We start from the raw sequence: 18,102 nt of genomic DNA on the forward strand, positions 1-18,102 counted from the left end.
TTTGATCGCATCGCGGCTCCCCGTCACGAAGTTCGACCGCACCGAGATCCATTTTTCGTGGCAACAGCCGGGTGCGCTCATCTCGTAACAAGACATAGAAAAATCGATGCGTTGTGGTATGATAACCGCGGCATCAACCGTGAGAGGAAATTCCATGCATCCGAATGCAACTGCCCCTAACCGGGCAATCAAAGCTACCCCATGAGCCCTTCTTTTCCTGGACTCGCCGCAGGGCTTCCCCTCGATCCGGAGCCGCAGCCAGCAGCCCTGGTTCTGGAGCAGGTGCGCAAAACTTTCACGGCCGACACCAAGCAGATCATCGCCCTCGACGGGGTGAGCTGTGCCATCCGGCCTCGCATGGTCACCGGCCTGATCGGTCCGGACGGCGCCGGCAAAACCACCCTGATGCGGCTCTGCGCCGGCCTACTGACTCCTGACAGCGGCAATCTGCGGGCGCTCGACATCGACGTGGTCCGGATGCCGCTCGAAGTACAGGCCAACATTGGCTACATGCCGCAGCGCTTCGGACTGTATGAAGATCTTTCCGTCCAGGAAAACCTCGATTTGTACGCTGACCTGCAAGGAGTGGAACAAGCAGCGCGGCAGGAACGGTACCAACAACTACTGGCCATGGCCGGTCTCGAAGGATTTCGCAATCGCCTGGCCGGGCGTCTTTCCGGCGGCATGAAACAGAAGCTGGGGTTGGTCTGCACCCTGGTACGGCCGCCGCGTCTTCTCCTGCTCGACGAACCCACTGTGGGCGTTGATCCGGTGTCCCGGCGGGAGTTGTGGCAGATTGTCTACCACCTGGTGGAGGCCGAGGGCATGAGCGTGCTCCTCAGCACCGCCTACCTCGATGAAGCCGAACGGTGCGCCGAGGTGGTCCTCATCCATCACGGCCGCATCCTCGGCCACGACCATCCCGAATCCTTCAGCCGCCAGGTTGCCGGCCGCACCTGGCTGGTTCGTGCTCCCGCTGTCTCCAAACGGACCCTGCAACGGGAGTTGAGCCGCGCTCCGGCCGTGCTCGATGCCCTGATCCTCGGCGGGGCGATTCGGGTGGTCACCCGCGACCGGGAGGCGCCGCGACTCACGGGTCTGCTCAGGGAGGAGGAGGCCGACATCACGCCGGTTGCCCCCCGTTTTGAAGACTTTTTTGTGGCCACCCTGAAGGACGAGGCAGCAACGAACGGCAACAAACAAATCACCCTGCGGCAAACCAACAGTCAATTTGCCGGTCAGGATATGATCATCGCCGATAAGCTCGTCCGCCGGTTCGGTCACTTTTTCGCGGTCGATCATGTCAGCTTCCGGGTGCGGCACGGCGAGATATTCGGCCTGCTCGGAGCCAACGGTGCCGGAAAAACCACGACTTTTCGCATGCTCTGCGGCCTGCTGCCCATCTCCAGCGGCACCGGCACCGTGGCCGGCATGAACCTGCGCACCGCCGCCGCAGCGGCCAGGACAAAAATTGGTTATATGGCCCAGAGATTTTCGCTCTACGGCAACCTGACGGTCTTGCACAATCTCAAATTTTTCAGTAGCGCCTACGGCCTGCGCGGTCCACGGCGCAGCAGCCAGATCGACTGGGCCCTGCACACCTTTGACCTCGAGCAGTTTGCCGCCACTGAAAGCCAATCCCTGCCGCTCGGGTTCAAGCAGCGATTGGCCCTGGCTGTGGCCCTAATGCACGAACCCGAGGTTCTGTTCCTTGACGAACCGACTTCCGGGGTTGATCCCCTGGCCCGCCGGGAGTTCTGGACCCAGATCAACAGTCTCGCCGACCAAGGGGTCACCGTGCTGGTCACCACCCATTTCATGGAAGAAGCCGAGTATTGCGACCGGCTGGTGATCATGGCCGAAGGCCGGGTGCTGGCCGAAGGCACGCCAGAGGAGATGAAGAAACGCTACGGTACAGTGGCAGGACGGGAGGCCACCATGGAGGATGCCTTCGTCGGCCTGCTGGAGTCCAATCAACAGGAGCAGACAGTCGGATGAAACCGGGAAAACTGCTGCGCATCAAGGGAATGATCCGCAAGGAATGGCTGCAGGTCATCCGTGACCCCTCGAGCATTGCTATTGCTTTTTTCCTGCCCCTGCTGTTGCTGCTCATCTTCGGTTACGGCGTTTCCCTGGACGCCAAGAACATTCGCATCGCCCTGGTGATGGAGCAGGCCGATAGCCAGTCGCTGAGTTTTGCCGGTGGTTTTTACCAGTCGCCCTACTTCGCGCCCGTGGCCCTATCCTCCATCCAAGAGGCCGAGACTGCGCTGCGAGAGTCGAAGGTGGACGGCATCGTCTGGCTACGGCACACCTTTGGCCGCGATTACCTGCGCAAGGAGTCGCCGCCAATCGGCGTTCTGGTCAACGGCGTTGACGCCAACACCGCCCGGCTGATCGAAGGCTACGTCCAAGGCATCTGGTTTGGCTGGCTGGAGCAACAGGCGGAACGGGCGGGGAAAAAGTTGCAATCGCCGGTGCAGTTGGAGCAGCGCATCTGGTTCAATCCCCAGGTGCGCTCCACCGATTTTCTGGTACCGGGCATTCTGGCGGTGATCATGACCCTGATCGGCGCCTTGCTGACCGCCCTGGTGATTGCCAGAGAATGGGAGCGCGGCACCATGGAAGCCCTGCTGGTCACCCGCATTTCCGTACCGGAGATCCTGCTGGGCAAACTGATTCCCTATTTCATCCTCGGCATGGGCGGTCTTTTTCTGTCGCTCGTCATGGCCCATTTTCTCTTTCATGTACCGCTGCGCGGCTCGCTCTGGCTGCTGCTGGCGGTTTCGGCCCTGTTCCTGCTGGTGGCTCTGGGGATGGGATTTTTTATTTCCACCATCTTTAAATCGCAGTTCGTGGCGGCGCTAGTGGCCATGGTCAGCACCTTTCTACCGGCCTTTATCCTCTCGGGCTTCATCTTCGACCTTCGGAGCATGCCGCCGATCATCCAGGGCCTGACCCATCTGATCGCGGCTCGCTACTACGTGTCCATTCTCCAGACGCTGTTTCTGGTGGGCGACGTCTGGAGCGTGATCCTGCCCAACGCGGCGGCCCTGGTGGTCATGGGGCTGTTTTTTCACGGCCTGGTCTACCGCAAAACCCGGAAAAATCTCGAATAGGAACAGACGGTGGCCTCTCGCATCCTCGCCCTGATCATCAAGGAGTTCCTGGCCCTGTTCCGGGATAAAAAAAGCCGGCTGGCGGTGATTGTGCCGCCGATCCTGCAACTGCTGATCTTCGGCTATGCAGCCACCTTTGACTTGGAACATGCTGCGCTGGCGGTGTTCAACGAGGATACGGGGGCCTTTTCCCGCGAGCTAGTCGGCCGGTTCGAACGATCGACTGGATTTGAGATTGTCGGCTACCTCCGCTCCGAGGCCGAAATTGGCCCTTTGATCGACCGCCAGGCCGCCTTGCTGGCGCTCCGCATTGATGAGCAGTGTTCGGCCAATGTAACTAGGGGCGAGGGTTGCCCCGTGCAAGTGCTCATCGACGGCCGCAACTCCAACACGGCCATGCTGGCGCTCAACTCGGTACGCAGTATTGTCACGGATTTCAACGAGGAACGGGCCGAAATCGCGGGATCGAAACTCCCGGCCAGGCTCAACATGCGGGCCTGGTTCAATCCTAATCTGGAGAGCCGATGGTTCATTGTCCCCGGCATCATTGCCCTGCTGGCCATGATCGTCACCCTGATAGTGACCGCCCTTTCCGTGGCCCGCGAGCGGGAGGCCGGTACCTTTGACCAGTTGCTGGTGACACCCCTACGGCCCTGGGAGATCCTAATCGGTAAGGCCATGCCCGGATTAATCGTCGGCGTCGGCGAGGCCTCGCTGATTATTCTGGTGGCGGTCTACTGGTTCCGGGTGCCGCTGGTCGGGGAACTGGCCACGCTCTACCCGGCCCTGATTATCTACGTGCTGTCGATCATCGGCGTCGGCCTGATGATTTCCTCGTTCTCCACCACCCTGCAACAGGCCCTGCTGGGGGCGTTTCTTTTTATCGTCCCCGCAGTGACGCTCTCCGGCTTTTCAACACCGATCGCCAACATGCCGGACTTCATGCAGACCCTGACCTATCTCAATCCGATGCGGTATTTTCTTACCATCGTCCGACGGGTTTTCCTCGAAGGAGCGGGATTGGAATATTTCTGGCATGACCTTTGGCCAATGACGATCATTGCCGCCGTGACCCTTACCATGGCCACCTGGCTGTTCCGCCACCGGATGTACTGAGGAATGGTCCTGCTCGGAAAAAGGCAAAACCACGAAATAGAACCAAGAGAAAAGTGCAGCTAATTGATCAATCCAGAAGGATACCCTTTGCCAGGTACTCATTGGAAAATATCCGCTTTCTTGCAGAAAAAGATCAGAGAAAACTGGCTCTTCTATCTAAGAGAGAAAACTTTGCATCAATCCTCTAATTTTACCGAGAGAATCATGCTTAGATTTAAAAAAATTGGATTAAGCAAAAAAATATTAGTAGTTTTAACATTTTACATATTATGTGTTGTTATAATGTCGTACATATCCTACGATGATCTTGTAACAACAGAAAAAAAGATTGGAATACTAGAGTTATCTTACAGTATACACAACAACATACTCGAATCAAGAAGGCATGAAAAAAATTACTTTTTATATGGAAATGAAGATTCACTTTACGACAATATTACTATACTTGAAAAAGCAATTGAAATTGGAGAAAAAATATTAGAAAATGAAAAAAACTTATCAATAAATCCAAAATTAATTGAACTTGAAAATAATATTTTTATATATACCAAAAAAATCTATGAGCTATTGGACATTAAAAAAACAGAAATAGAAAAATATAGCAATATAACAGAAGATATAAGACAACAGGGGAAACTTATAACTGAAATCAGCGAAGACATTGTTAATATTGAAAAAAAACAGATTCATACGATGGCAAACACATTGATGGACCAGTTAATCTACTGGTCATCATTGGCGATATCTATCGGAATAGCTCTTTCAATGTTGATTGTTTATTACATTTTCAAACCGCTTTCAGTTATAAAAAAAGCAGCAGAGGCTATTTCAGAAGGAAAATTCAGAAAGATAGAGGTGATTAATACTCGGGATGAAATTCAACAAGTCATGGAAACGTTTAATATCATGGTCTCTGAATTAGAACTGAGACAAGACCAACTCATTCAATCTGAAAAGCTTTCATCACTCGGCACCCTCACGGCAGGAGTCGCCCATCAACTCAACAATCCCCTGAACAATATCTCCACCTCATGTCAGATCGCCATCGATGAATTTGATTCCGGAGACACACCCTTTCTTAAGCGTATGTTGAACAATATCTATCAAGAGACGCTTCGGGCGAGGGATGTTGTCAAAAACCTGCTTGAATTTTCAAGAACCCAGGAGTTCTCTCTGCGAGAAATCCAGCTCTCCGAGGTGGCCCAAAAAGCTGTCTTATTGGCCAGGAGCCAAGTGCCGCCCAATATTGACATATCAATCAACATCCCCAATGATCTCAAACTTCCCTTGGATGTACAGCGCATTCAGGAGGTTTTTATCAATCTGATCATCAATGCAGCCCAGGCCATAGAACGGCAGGGACGAATCACTCTGACCGCTGCAAAGGATTCTCCTGCTCAAGAGGTTGTCATTGAAATCAACGATACCGGCCAAGGCATCCCCGAAAAAAACCAGGCGAAAATATTTGATCCTTTTTTCACCACCAAGGAGGAGGGCCAGGGAACGGGCCTCGGCCTTTCGGTCGTCTACGGGATCATTCAACAACACCGGGGTAATATTACCGTGCAAAGCACCCCCGGCCGGGGTACATCATTTTTCATTCGCCTCCCCATTCCGGATGAGAAAGAAAATTGAAAGAGCAAGGGCATGAAAGATCGAAAAATTCTTATCGTCGACGATGAACCTATCGCCCGTGATAATCTAGCGCATATCATAACAAAAGACGGCTATTCAGCACGGGTGGCGGCAGATGGTCAACAGGCGATAGACATCCTCAAAAAAGAAGAAGTCGATCTTGTCTTGACCGACCTGTGCATGAAAGGAAAGGATGGCATGGCCGTTCTCGACGAGGCCAAAAACCTATGGCCCGCAGTCGAGGTGGTGGTCATCACCGGCCATGCGAGCGTGGATACCGCCGTCGAGGCCATGCGGAGAGGGGCCTACCATTACGTTGCCAAGCCCTTTAAAATCAATGAACTCCGGGTGATCGTTGAAAAGGCGCTGGAAAAAAACCTGCTGCGCAAGGAAATTCGTTCCCTGAGAGAACAAGTGGACACCCAGAAAGGGGCCCAGCGGATTGTCGGTCAAAGCAGTAAAATTCAAGCACTTCGAGAAACTATTCACCAGGTGTCGCAACTCGACTGCAATGTCTTGATCCAGGGCGAAACCGGTACGGGCAAGGAGTTAGTCGCCAGAACCATCCACGAGCTCAGCCCCCGCGGCAAAAAACGCTTTGTCGCCTTCAACTGCGGAGTCTTCACCGAAGAGCTGATCTCCAGCGAACTATTTGGCTACGAACGAGGAGCGTTTACCGGGGCAAACAAGATCAAAAAAGGTCTTCTGGAAATGGCGGAAGGCGGGACGGTTTTTTTCGATGAGGTGGGAGAACTGCCCCTTTCCATGCAGGTAAAACTCCTGCGCGTCCTCCAGGAACGGTCCTTGCTGCGCGTTGGCGGCACGGAAGAGATTGGCGTGGATTTCAGAGTATTAGCCGCGACCAACAAGGATCTCAAAAGAGAAACCGAGGCAGCCGCCTTCAGGTCGGATCTTTACTATCGACTGGATGTTTTGACGATTAAAATACCTTCCCTCTCCGAGCGCAAGGAAGACATCCCCCTCCTTGCCCATCATTTTCTTGCCAAACATGCCCGCCTGGGAAAAACAGTGCCTCGATTGTCGCCAGAAGCTGAACGCCGGCTCATGCTTTATGATTACCCCGGCAACATCAGAGAACTCGAGAATATCGCCCAACGCATATTAATCACCTGCGGCGAGGACATCATCGAACCTCAGCAGATTGCCGGAGTTTTCGGCGACACGGAGGGGATGTCCATTCGCGATCACCGCAAGGATTGGCCCTCCTTGGAAGAACATGAAAAACACTACATCCTCGAGGTGCTCGATGAAGTGGAAGGCAACAAATCGGCTGCCGTGAAAATTCTCGGGATAGACAGGGTTTCCCTCTGGCGCAAGATAAAACGGTACGGCTTGGAGCATCCGGATGCCTAAGGGGTATTCATTCGGCCGGACGTCCTTTCGTCCTCCCTTTCGCTCATTTCAAGCTCATTATTGCGCCAGAATAAAAGATTGCCGGGCAAACAACGACTCGATGATCTCACTTGCATGAGCGACCAAGCGCAATTCCACCCCCTCTGTTACGTCAAAATCCAAAGCCTCCACTTCTTCCTTATTGGCCAGCGGCAGGAGGACGAGCTGCACCCCCGCTCTTTTTGCGGCAAGGATTTTCTCCCTGATCCCACTCACCGGGAGAATACGGCCGGTCAAGGTCATTTCCCCGGTCATCGCCACATCCCTTCGCGCCGGCCTTCGGGTGAGAAGCGAGAGTAAGGCAGCAAAAATTGTGATGCCCGCTGAGGGTCCATCCTTGGGAATCGCCCCGGAAGGAAAATGAATGTGCACATCGGCGCTTCTGAAAAAATTTTCAGACACGCCGAATTCCTCGGTCTTGCTCCTGATAAAACTGAGCGCCGTCTGCGCCGATTCGCGCAGCACCTCGCCCAAAGAACCGGTGAGAAGCAGCGTTCCCGACCCGGGCATCAGGGCAGCTTCCACACTGATGATCTCGCCTCCTGTCTCAGCCCAGACCATCCCGGTGGCAATACCGATTTGCGGGTTGGCTTCAGCCGCTTCCCTGTGGAATTTGCGAGGCCCCAACATTTTGCTCACTGCCTGAGCGTCAATAACCACCTGCTCATCCTGAGCGCCACTGGACTTCAGACACATCATAGCAATTTTTCTGCATATATCGGCAAGTTGACGTTCCAAATTGCGTAACCCCGATTCCCGGGTGTAGTCACTGACAACCCGCGAGACCGCTTCAGAGGAAAAATGGACGTTCGATTTTGAAAGCCCGGCGACCTTGAGTTGCCGGGGTAGGATGAACTGTTGCGCAATTTTCAGCTTCTCCTTTTCCGTGTATCCTGAAAATTCGATACACTCCATGCGATCAAGCAGTGGCCCCGGAAGCTTTGTCAGGTCGTTGGCTGTCGCAATAAACATGATCCGAGAGAGATCAAACGGCAACTCCAGATAATGATCCGTAAAGTGGACATTTTGCTCGGGATCAAGCACCTCAAGCAGCGCCGATGCTGGGTCACCACGAAAATCTTGGCCAATTTTATCAATTTCATCGAACATGAAGACCGGATTATTGACTCCTGCTCGTTTCAACTCGTTAATAATGCGTCCGGGTAACGCACCGACATAGGTTCGCCGATGACCGCGCAACTCGGCTTCATCCCGCAGCCCGGCCAGAGAGATGCGGATGAATTGGCGCTGCAAAGCCTCGGCGATCGCCTTACCGACTGACGTTTTCCCCGTTCCCGGAGGACCGGTAAAACACAGAATCGGTCCTTTTCCCATTTGCACAAAGAGCTTTTTTTCCAAGACATCCTTGACGGTCTGGCGCAACTCGTCCAGATTAACCGGCTTGCCCAGATAGTGCGCAGCTCCCTTCTTCAAGGCATCCACCGCCGAACTGACCGTCGCAAATCCCGTGACCATGATCACGGGAATCTCCGGTGAGATCCGGTTGATGTGTTGAAGGAGTTCAATGCCGTCCATGCGCTCCATCTTGAGGTCGGTGATGACCAGATCGATATCTTCCTGCGCCATAATCTCCAGGGCCACAGCACCGTTTCCTGCGCAATAACAGGCGTAGCCCTCCTTCCTGAGCACATGCTCCATGTTGGCCCGGGCTATCTCCTCGTCGTCAACGATGAGGATGGTCTGCTTCGCTTTACTGCATAAGGTTTTTGCCGCCAGAAACTCAAGAATACGCTGCTTGACCTGGGACAGGCCATAATGACGGGTATCAAGAACGGATTGCGCCCGAGCCAGATCGAGCTTGCACTGTGAAGACTTATTCCAGGGGAGGGCCAGCACCAATTCGATGTAGTTAAAGCCCACCGAATATTCGGCGATGGCAGAATCGGTTTTTTCCAATTTTTTCAATTCCCCGGTCACAGCCTCCATGACCTGATGGGGGAGCTGCGCGTCTTCGACTTTAGAGCGGAGGGTGTCCAAGGCGGAGGGAGTCTCCTCTTGTTGCCGAGGGGTTTCTTCGCTCTGTTCAATTCTTTTCTTAAAAAACATAATGATATCCCTTTCACCCTTTCTTTGCCCTGAATGATGATTCCCGCGCGAAACAAGTTGGCCGGTTTTTCATTCGCGCATCACAACATAACTTTCTCAAAAAGCAAGATATTTGAAGGACAAGTCATTGCAAAAATAATACCTAGGCCAGAACATCCAGGAACAGTTCAACCCAATTATTCTCTGCAAGAGCCCAACCCGTCCCTCCTTTCGTTCTGATTCTCCCTTCCCCCTTCCGTCCCATAATCACAATTTTCTCCATATCGCTCTCACAAAGAGGTCGTGGTGGGTCCTCAAGGTGAATGTGCCGCATTCGATACACACAGCCATGTTACATGGCCTACTCATATTATTGCAAAATGCAACAGCAAGAAACAGGGAATTGCAAGCAGCCCAGCTCATCGCGTTGCATTACGCAACACAAGGTCTTCGAATCCCCAAACATCGATTTTTATAAATACAAACAAAATCAATATATTACAAACAATACTCTTTGGCACGCTTCTTGATTAACCCTGGGAAAGCAATAAACCCTAAACAGATGCAATCAAAATACACCATGCAAAACCTAACAGCTGCTTCGAAACAAAACGTAAAAGACGACAGCCCTATTGGCAACGACCCCTTGTCGGAAAGTCTAAAGGATCGGCCTTTTATCCTGGCCGTCACCCGAAACGGTCACATGTCTGAACACGTGATGGATTATGCCCTCAATGTAGCGCATCGACTGCAGTACGGCATCCTGGCAGTGCATGTTGACACCCTGCCATTGTTCAGGGATCGCGGCAAGCGAAGCAAGCTCTTTGCTGCAGCTATGCGGGAAAGCGCGACTCTTTTTGACCAAAAAGCCCGGAACACGGAGGTGGTCGTGGAGCACCTGGGAGAGCTGGGCAAAATCAGCAGCGTAGTCAACCGGCTCTGCCATTCAAAAAAACGGATAGAATTCGTCGTCATCGATAAAGACATTCGCCTGGAGGAGGTCGCCAGGCAATCACCGGTCCCCGTTTTCCCGGTTCTCGCTACCAAAACAGGTCTCTTCAACAAGGCCATTTTTCATAACCCCCCAAAAAAAGGAGTATTCGCCATGTCTACCTCAAGCAAAAAACGGCATTTTAAAAGTTGCGTGCTTTTTGGCGCTCTGACAACAGGATTGTATGCATCTGTCTTTGCCAATCAGGATGCCGTCATGACGTATTTCACCAAGGGCGGGTTGTTTGCGTTGCTGCCGGTGGCCACCGTCTTTGCCGTTTCCTATTTCCACGGCAATTTCACCAGCTCTTTCTGGTCGGCACTTGGCATTGAAGCCTCCCAAAAAAGCACCGCACCACGTGTCGCCCCGGAACAGAAGGTGACGGATGCGGTTGTCGCTCCACGACCGGACACCCGGCCACGCGTTCAGGTCAACGTTTGAGATCGAATGCAACACACCCGTGAATGGAGATTTCGTTGCGGCCAACGCAATGCTCACAATGCCAGACAACAAATAACAGGAGCAGACAATGCACGGACCTATCGCTGAAGTGATTCAGTTTATCGACCTTAATGCGTACACCATTACCTTTCTCTTCATTGTCGGTTTTATCGGCGGGCTTGTCAGCGGATTTATTGGTTCGGGCGGAGCCTTTGTGCTGACACCGGGCATGATGAGTCTCGGCGTTCCGGGAACCGTGGCTGTTGCCAGCAATATGTGCCATAAATTTCCCAAGGCCCTGGTCGGCGCCATCAAACGATACAAATACGGTCAGGTGGATATCAAATTGGGACTTATCATGGGGCTTTTTGCCGAAATTGGCGTCCAGGTCGGCATCATGCTGCAAAAGTACATCCTGGATAAATGGGGAGAGGCGGGCTCGAATCTGTACGTCAGTGTTGTTTTCGTCCTGGTTCTGGTCATTGTCGGATCATTTGTCATGCGTGATGCCATCAAGATGAAAAGTGCCAAAGGTGAGACCGAAGCAGGGCCTTCGCTGGCCAAACGATTGCAAAAGATCGAACTCTGGCCGATGATCACTCTCAAAACCGCCAATCTTCGCATCAGCATGTGGTTCCTGGTGCCCGTCGCCCTGGCTACCGGAATGCTGGCTGCCACCATCGCGGTGGGTGGCTTCATCGGAGTTCCGGGTCTCATGTATATCATCGGCGCCACCAGCATTGTGGCTTCCGCCACCGAGTTGGTCATTGCCTTTGTCATGGGGCTGGGCGGCACCTTGATATGGGCCTATTACGGCATGGTTGACATTCGCCTTGTCATGATCATCTTGGCAGGTTCGCTCTTTGGGGTCCAATTGGGGGCTATCGGCACAACCTATGTCAAGGATTACATGATCAAGTATGTCATGGCTACAATCATGCTGATCGTCGCGGTCAGTCGATTTTTCGCCCTTCCTAAATATCTTAACCAATTGCACCTGATTTCGCTTGCCGACGATCTGGTCGGACTCATGACCAAGATAAGCTTTGGCATTATGTGCTGTGCACTCCTGGTTGGCGCTTCAATCATCCTCACCAGCTTATTTAAGGCAAGAAGACTGGAAAAAACGGTTGCGGCCAACGGTTAAACATTCCCCTTGAGAGGTATACAGATGCCCAAGAGCACCTCACCCATCCTTGTTGCTGTCGATCCGAGCAGTGTCAGTCAGGCAGCCTTTCAACAGGCTCTCCGTTTAGCGCTTTTTTTGAAAGCTCAATTGATCGCCATTTCAGTGACGCCCCGATACGAAGGGAATATGCATCGTTGGAAAATCAGCAATGCCGACGAACAACTCAGTCAGCCCTTTAAACAATGTCTGGAAGATGTGAAGCAAGCAGCTTCTGCCAAGGGACAGACAGTACGAACCATCCATGCTATCGGGGATCCGGTGGATGAAATTGTGCGGGTGGCGGAAGATGAGAATGTTGGTTTGGTACTCATGGGCTACCCCAAGCGTTCGATGATAGAACGAGTCATTCTCGGGCGAACAACCGCAAAAGTGATTGGATGCAGCCCTTGCGATGTCCTGATGATTCCTGAAAACTCCGAAATCAATTTTTCAAGGATACTCGTGGGGATAGATGGTTCACGATACAGCATGGAGGCCGGACAGCGGGCTCTCGAACTGGCCCATGCCTTTGGCGGCGAAGTCCATGCGTTGACCGTGCTTGATATCCCTCTCGAACGCAGCATTCTTTACGGAGTGTTGAACGAGGCAGAGCGCAAAAGCTTCCCTCCCCTGCAGACTCTTGCCGGGCAAGGGGAAAGACTTGGAGTGCGGGTGGTTACGGAGATCCGTGAAGGGTCTCCGTATGCCACTCTCGTTCAATACAGTGAGGATAAAAAGATGGAACTGATCGTTCTCGGAACGTATGGCAGAACCGCTCTTGGCAACATTCTCTTGGGCAGCGTCGTCGAACGGGTCGCTTCGATCTCCACCCTTCCCACATTGGTGGTGAAAAGGCTTGGCTGATGCGGAGTACGAGCTGTAATCAATACGCCCAAAAGAGGCCGGATCAAGGTGTTGTTAAGAAGGAACTGGAAAGCATAAAATCGCTTTCCCCATAACAACAAGGAGGTACAAAATGGAACTGAATCTGTATTTCACAGGGGCAATAGTCGCGATCTGTGCGATTCATCTAGCAACAGTGGCCGTCAACTCTCTCACTGCTTTATTGAAAAACAAGAGGCTTGAAAATCGAGAGCCCCATGTGCAGTCCCAAAAAAGAGATGATTGGTACGTCTTTTTTCATTGTTCGGATTTGCTCGGCAAAGAATCTGAAAGCTGTTCGTCACCGCTTTCAAATCACAACCAGACTCCCCGAGCGCTTCCCCCTACACAAAAAGAGAGACAGCCATCAAGAATGCGGGCAAGGTTGTAACTGACACGCTCAGATAAAATGTCAGGCTGGATGAAGCGCTATCAACTCCAACACGTTTCGTGCCTTGTCATCAATTGCAAGGTGGCTCCCATGGAAAAAGAGCCTAGCCGACACCTTAGATACCCGTAAAGGCATCGGCACGGGCTATACCGGAGGATGTTCCATGCCTCAGCAGAGGCACGGAACCATGGTTGGGGGTGCTGACTAGAATAGAAGACAGATGAATGAGACGGTTGTGCTCAGCCGATTTCAGCCCCGCCCCTGTTGGACCTATCTCCGAGGAAACGGCCGGCTGCTCTTGCCGCTACTGGGAGGCCGGCCAGTTTGCAAGTTTTTATTCCGTTTGGGTTTCGCCGCTCGCTTGAAGTCGTTAACAAAGAGATCATCCTCAGCCCACTCGGTCGGGATCGGGTGGCCGATAAATTCCTCAATCGCCTCTAATGATAAGACGCCTTGCTCGTCGGCCAAGGAAATGGCCTTGCCCTCTGCGCCGGCACGGGCGGTACGGCCGATGCGGTGGACATAGTCCTCGCAATCTTCCGGCAGGTCATAATTGACCACATGGGAAACGCCCTCAATGTGCAGCCCTCGGGAAGCCACGTCGGTGGCAATCAAGATCGGCAACTTGCCCTCCTTGAAATCGCGCATGATGCGCTGCCGTTTTTCCTGGGCCACATCCCCAGAAATGAGTCGGCAAGGATAGTCGTTGGCTGCCATGCGTACTTCCAGATACTCGCCCTCGCGCTTGGTATTGACGAAAATCATGGTCCGCTCCATGCCTTCACGGCGTAACAGTCCGAGCAACAAGGGAAACTTTTCCTTGCTGGAGACGTGGAACAACACCTCCTCGATGTTGTCGGCGGTCATATGGTCACCGGTAACGCTGACCTTTTCCGGCATGTTCATGAACTCGTAGGCCAGTTCCATAACCCGCTGGTTGAGGGTGGCGGAAAACATCAGATTCTGGCGCTGACCAAAAGGCGGCAAACTGCGCAGAATATATCGGAGGTCACCTATGAAGCCCATGTCGAACATGCGGTCCGCCTCGTCGATGACCAGCATTTCGACCGCTTTGAGGCTGCAGACCTTCTGCTTGAGGTAGTCGATCAGCCGACCCGGCGTGCAAATGATAATATCGACGCCGTTGCGCAGCGCATCGCGCTGCTTGTTGTAATCCACGCCGCCGTAAACGGCTTGAATGGAAAAACCACAATGTTTTCCGAGCAGTTGCGCATCCTGTTCTATCTGGACGACCAATTCCCTGGTTGGCGCCAGGATCAGAGCACGGGGCTTTTTACCGGCCGCAGTGCTGTTTTTCAGCAGACGATCAAATAGGGTGACCAGAAAGGCGGCAGTCTTGCCGGTGCCGGTCTGGCCTCGCCCGGCTACATCCTTGCCGGCAAGAGTTAAGGGAAGTGTTCGTTCCTGGATGGGGGTGCATTCGGTGAATCCCGCTTCAGCAATACCCTGACCGAGGGTTTCCGGCAGGGCCAGCTCTTCAAATCGCATTCGTTTTCCTTGTCATAAGTTAAATAATTATTTGTTATTCTGCGTTTATTATATGCATCAAGACCGCTCCTGGCAATGCAAACCTTCCGCATCCTGTCCATACGGCAAAGCAATCATGATGGTTCACCACCCCCGTGCTCCCACCAGGCCACTGTACCAGGGGAAAGGGCTCGCAGATGGAGAAAAATGCGTAGAACTCGGACTGACTCTTCCGAAGAGACTCGCGCGGAGGTTCGGTCAATCGATCGTGTACCTGAGGACCACGGAATCCCGTGAGGGGAAAAATTGACGGTAGGCGGTCTTGGATTTTTCCAGCATGATCTTCGAGGCCTTGACCGAATCAGTTTCCTTGTATTTATCAGAGAGGTAGATGATTTCGCGAATGCCGGCCTGGATGATGACCTTGGTGCACTCGTTGCACGGGAAAAGGGCCACGTACAAACGACAGTCGCGCAGGTCAAAGGTGATCGAGTTCAAGACGGCATTGAGCTCGGCATGGCAGACATAAGGATACTTGGTGTCAAGATAGTTGCCTTCCCTCGCCCAAGGTAATTCGTCGTCTGAACAGCGCCAAGGAAAACCGTTGTAACCGACGCCGACAATCTTGTTTTGGTTGTTGGCCACACAGGCCCCCACCTGGGTGTTCGGATCCTTGGAGCGATGGCCGGAAAGGATGGCCACGGCCATGAAATATTCGTCCCAGGACAGATAATCGGTTCTCTTGCTGGTCATAAGGACTTGCCGGCCTCCTCCTGGGCGGCCTTGAATTGCCGCCGCCGTTCCCGCCAGTCCGGGGCAAGGCCGGCCGCTTTTTCGACAAATTTCTTAATGGCTTGAAAATAGAGCGGGCCGGCAATGGCAATGAGCGAATTGTGATCGGCACCCGGCACAATCTGAAATTCTTTGCTCTTGGCGCCGCTTTCCGCCTGCAGGGTTTCGGCCTGCCAGAGAGGAATCAACTGGTCATACTGGCCGTGGAGGATAAAAGTTGGCTTGGTGACCTGCGCTATCTTGCCGCTGTTGTTGAAAGTCTGTTCCTCGGTGATGCCCATCTTTTCCAGGTCCACGCCGAGCACCTTGGCCAGGGGCAAAGTCTTGGAGAATCCGGACTCGATGATCAGTCCGCTGATTGCCTCTCCGTGATTGAGCGCCACGTCGATGGCACTGGCGCTTCCCATGGAACGCCCCATGACAAAGAGTGCACCCGTGTACCCGTGGTCGCGGAGCCAGTCTTTCAGGGTGAGAAAAACAGTGTTGCTGTCCGGCAGCAAGGTACTGGTCAGGGGCATGCCGGTACTCCAGCCGTAACCGCGATATTCGGCCACCAGGAAATTGAGCCCTTCCCGGACATAACTGGGGCCAATCTCGTCGTAATCGGGAATAATCTCGCCGTTACCGTGGAAAAAAATCAGAGTGGGCGAGGCAGTGGCGTGACTGTGCAGTCGACAGCCAATGGTAACACCGGGCTGGACCTGAACGTCGATATCGATCGTGCCCTCGGGAGGAGTGTTTCTGGCCACTTGAATGGGGTGAAAAAGGAGCTGCGTGATTTCTGGTCGATCCATGAGAGTGAGTGCTGATAAGGGTTGCATTGAAATTGAGTGTTCCGCCGTAAAACCGTTGTTTGCCACCAAAGAGAGTACCAGGAAGAACCCCAGGAGCACTCTATTAGAGCGCACAAGTGGCTGTTTCCTCACGGCGCGGCCTTGTTTTGGCTGATGATGATTCTGCAGTGCTGAAAAAAAACGGCGAGCGTATACACGGAGGCAACGACAGATATAGGCGCTTTTTTAACAACGGGATCCTCGGGCTTTGTCCAGACGTCCTGCATGCACCGCCGTTCGCACTGATCAGCGGCACAGCCTGGACACGTTTCTTTATTGGACACCGCTCATTACTCTAACTTTTCTTTTTTGTCAAAATGTTGTTTTTCCGACGAAGAGAGGGAACCGGCCTCATGTTCCCGCAACAGCAAAACAACAGCATGCGCCCTGCTTTTCTGGCTCTTTTCGACCAATAAAAAGCATCATTTGCTTCGTTCGACATCCCACGCTCTGCAAGCAAACACAATTCAAACGGGGACAGCTTGCATTCCGCTAAAATAATTTCTAATGTAATAACAGGAAATCATAAAGATTACCCGGAGCTCGCCACTGAATGGCCGAGGTTCAACGGAGTAACTACCAGATGACGAACCGAATGCATCGACTCCCTTTCTTTATCACGATGCTGTTGCTGGGTGTCTCGAGCACGGCAGCGGTGGTGGCTGCGAGAACCACTGAGGGGCAGGCGCAGAGAGTCGTCACGGCAGAAATAAACAACTTGAAGCCAGGCAAGCGCGAGTTGGGTACTAACAAGCCTGATGCCTTTAAAAGGGATTCCAGACACTTCACTAAAAAAACAGCGCAACGGCCAAGCGAATTTGTCCATCTGGGACAGCTCATCCTGAACGATGCGTTTGCATTCAATGAATTCATCGATTTCGGCGCCAATGCTTTTGATCCGGCCATTGCCGACCGCATCCTTGCCACCAGGGAAACGAGATGGGCCTTTGGCCGAATCGATACCGGCAGGTATCAGCACGACCGGTTTCCGGAGAATGAGTCTTCCCAAAATACGATCAAAATCCAGCCCATGGACCTCGACTTCGGCACCTCCAATCCCTTTTTTGGTGATTTCTTCAGACCGCTGTTCCATGGCCGGTTTACTCTGACCGCCGAAGACATGGCGCCCTTCAGTGGGCTCGCCGGACTCGAAGCCCAACCACCCTTCAGAGAGGACGGGGCTACTCAAGACACGGGGGAGAGCAGTACTGATTTTACCGTTGGCACTTCCCGCAGCCCTTTGGCCTACAGATACGCAATAGATAAAAAGAAGATAAACAATTCAGGCGTTGCCTGGACTCCGGACCTTGGCGACACTAGAGGCTTTTCAAGACACCTAGAAGATCCGGGACGGGAAGATTCATCAGGCAAAGCGTCCAAGGCATCCTCTGGCCTGGGGGCAAGCTACAAGGCGTTCACGCTCACCGGCGGGTATGTCCGCGCCCTTGATAAACGCACCCCCGCTGAACTCGCCCTTGAAAGAAAAGAGAGTGATCCCACAGCCTGGAACAGTGAGATTGCCTACTCCACGGAACTGCTGCGCAAGGAGACAACCCTAGTTGTGGGCTATCAAAAAACGTCGGATGCCCTGCAATATTACCTGCCAGAGGAGCGCTACAAAACCAGGGCTTCCATGGCTCTTTCCGACTCCACCATCTTCAGCCTCGAATATTATCAGGACAAGGAATATGCCGCTAAAAATGGCGAGGATAGCGGATACGGCATCACCACCAGGATCGGCTTTGACTTTTGATCAGATGCTCACAGCGAAGCTTCCAACCGGAAAC

Annotated in this window: 14 protein-coding genes; 10 read left to right on the forward strand and 4 right to left on the reverse strand. The window is 53.0% G+C overall.

All coding sequences use genetic code 11. The features are described from left to right. Window positions 1-201: 201 nt before the first annotated feature. From ACHZCX_RS03985 to ACHZCX_RS04005, 5 genes are all read left to right on the forward strand, one after another. Window positions 202-1,998 (forward strand): ATP-binding cassette domain-containing protein, encoded by a 1,797-nt coding sequence (locus tag ACHZCX_RS03985; protein WP_319585932.1) that lies wholly within the window; start codon window positions 202-204, stop codon window positions 1,996-1,998. Next, window positions 1,995-3,119: an ABC transporter permease gene (locus ACHZCX_RS03990; protein ID WP_319585933.1), complete on the forward strand. Its 1,125-nt coding sequence runs from the start codon at window positions 1,995-1,997 to the stop codon at window positions 3,117-3,119. Before ACHZCX_RS03985 ends, ACHZCX_RS03990 begins: the two co-directional genes overlap by 4 nt. Before the next feature lie 9 nt (window positions 3,120-3,128). After that, the gene (locus tag ACHZCX_RS03995; RefSeq protein WP_319585934.1) at window positions 3,129-4,235 is read left to right on the forward strand and encodes an ABC transporter permease; all 1,107 of its coding nucleotides are present in this window, start codon (window positions 3,129-3,131) and stop codon (window positions 4,233-4,235) included. Window positions 4,236-4,298: 63 nt separating this feature from the next. Then, entirely contained in the window at window positions 4,299-5,870 is a 1,572-nt protein-coding gene (locus ACHZCX_RS04000; RefSeq protein ID WP_319585935.1) for an ATP-binding protein, read from the forward strand. Between the two features lie 12 nt (window positions 5,871-5,882). Further along, window positions 5,883-7,244, forward strand: a complete 1,362-nt coding sequence (locus ACHZCX_RS04005; protein ID WP_319585936.1) for a sigma-54 dependent transcriptional regulator — start codon at window positions 5,883-5,885, stop codon at window positions 7,242-7,244. Between the two features lie 57 nt (window positions 7,245-7,301). Here the strand turns inward: ACHZCX_RS04005 and lon are convergent, their stop codons facing one another. Beyond that, the gene (gene lon, locus ACHZCX_RS04010; protein WP_319585937.1) at window positions 7,302-9,350 is read right to left on the reverse strand and encodes an endopeptidase La; all 2,049 of its coding nucleotides are present in this window, start codon (window positions 9,348-9,350) and stop codon (window positions 7,302-7,304) included. 682 nt (window positions 9,351-10,032) lie between these two features. Here lon and ACHZCX_RS04015 point away from each other — a divergent pair. The 4 genes from ACHZCX_RS04015 to ACHZCX_RS04030 all read left to right on the forward strand — a co-directional run bounded on the left by ACHZCX_RS04015 (window position 10,033) and on the right by ACHZCX_RS04030 (window position 13,202). Beyond that, window positions 10,033-10,761 (forward strand): hypothetical protein, encoded by a 729-nt coding sequence (locus ACHZCX_RS04015; protein ID WP_319585938.1) that lies wholly within the window; start codon window positions 10,033-10,035, stop codon window positions 10,759-10,761. A gap of 88 nt (window positions 10,762-10,849) precedes the next feature. Beyond that, window positions 10,850-11,908: a sulfite exporter TauE/SafE family protein gene (locus ACHZCX_RS04020; RefSeq protein ID WP_319585939.1), complete on the forward strand. Its 1,059-nt coding sequence runs from the start codon at window positions 10,850-10,852 to the stop codon at window positions 11,906-11,908. 24 nt (window positions 11,909-11,932) lie between these two features. Then, window positions 11,933-12,793: a universal stress protein gene (locus ACHZCX_RS04025; RefSeq protein ID WP_319585940.1), complete on the forward strand. Its 861-nt coding sequence runs from the start codon at window positions 11,933-11,935 to the stop codon at window positions 12,791-12,793. Between the two features lie 112 nt (window positions 12,794-12,905). Continuing rightward, window positions 12,906-13,202 (forward strand): hypothetical protein, encoded by a 297-nt coding sequence (locus ACHZCX_RS04030; RefSeq protein ID WP_319585941.1) that lies wholly within the window; start codon window positions 12,906-12,908, stop codon window positions 13,200-13,202. A gap of 270 nt (window positions 13,203-13,472) precedes the next feature. Here the strand turns inward: ACHZCX_RS04030 and ACHZCX_RS04035 are convergent, their stop codons facing one another. From ACHZCX_RS04035 to ACHZCX_RS04045, 3 genes are all read right to left on the reverse strand, one after another. After that, window positions 13,473-14,711: a DEAD/DEAH box helicase gene (locus ACHZCX_RS04035; protein WP_319585942.1), complete on the reverse strand. Its 1,239-nt coding sequence runs from the start codon at window positions 14,709-14,711 to the stop codon at window positions 13,473-13,475. A gap of 237 nt (window positions 14,712-14,948) precedes the next feature. Continuing rightward, on the reverse strand, window positions 14,949-15,443 hold the full coding sequence (locus ACHZCX_RS04040; RefSeq protein WP_319585943.1) for a dCMP deaminase family protein: 495 nt from the start codon (window positions 15,441-15,443) through the stop codon (window positions 14,949-14,951). Further along, the gene (locus ACHZCX_RS04045) at window positions 15,440-16,276 is read right to left on the reverse strand and encodes an alpha/beta hydrolase (protein ID WP_319585944.1); all 837 of its coding nucleotides are present in this window, start codon (window positions 16,274-16,276) and stop codon (window positions 15,440-15,442) included. The genes ACHZCX_RS04040 and ACHZCX_RS04045 overlap by 4 nt, the downstream gene beginning before the upstream one ends. A gap of 622 nt (window positions 16,277-16,898) precedes the next feature. Between ACHZCX_RS04045 and ACHZCX_RS04050 the strand changes: the two genes are divergently transcribed. Next, on the forward strand, window positions 16,899-18,068 hold the full coding sequence (locus ACHZCX_RS04050) for a hypothetical protein (RefSeq protein WP_319585945.1): 1,170 nt from the start codon (window positions 16,899-16,901) through the stop codon (window positions 18,066-18,068). Window positions 18,069-18,102 lie beyond the last annotated feature (34 nt).

This window comes from uncultured Desulfobulbus sp., from assembly GCF_963662935.2.
Taxonomy (GTDB): domain Bacteria; phylum Desulfobacterota; class Desulfobulbia; order Desulfobulbales; family Desulfobulbaceae; genus Desulfobulbus.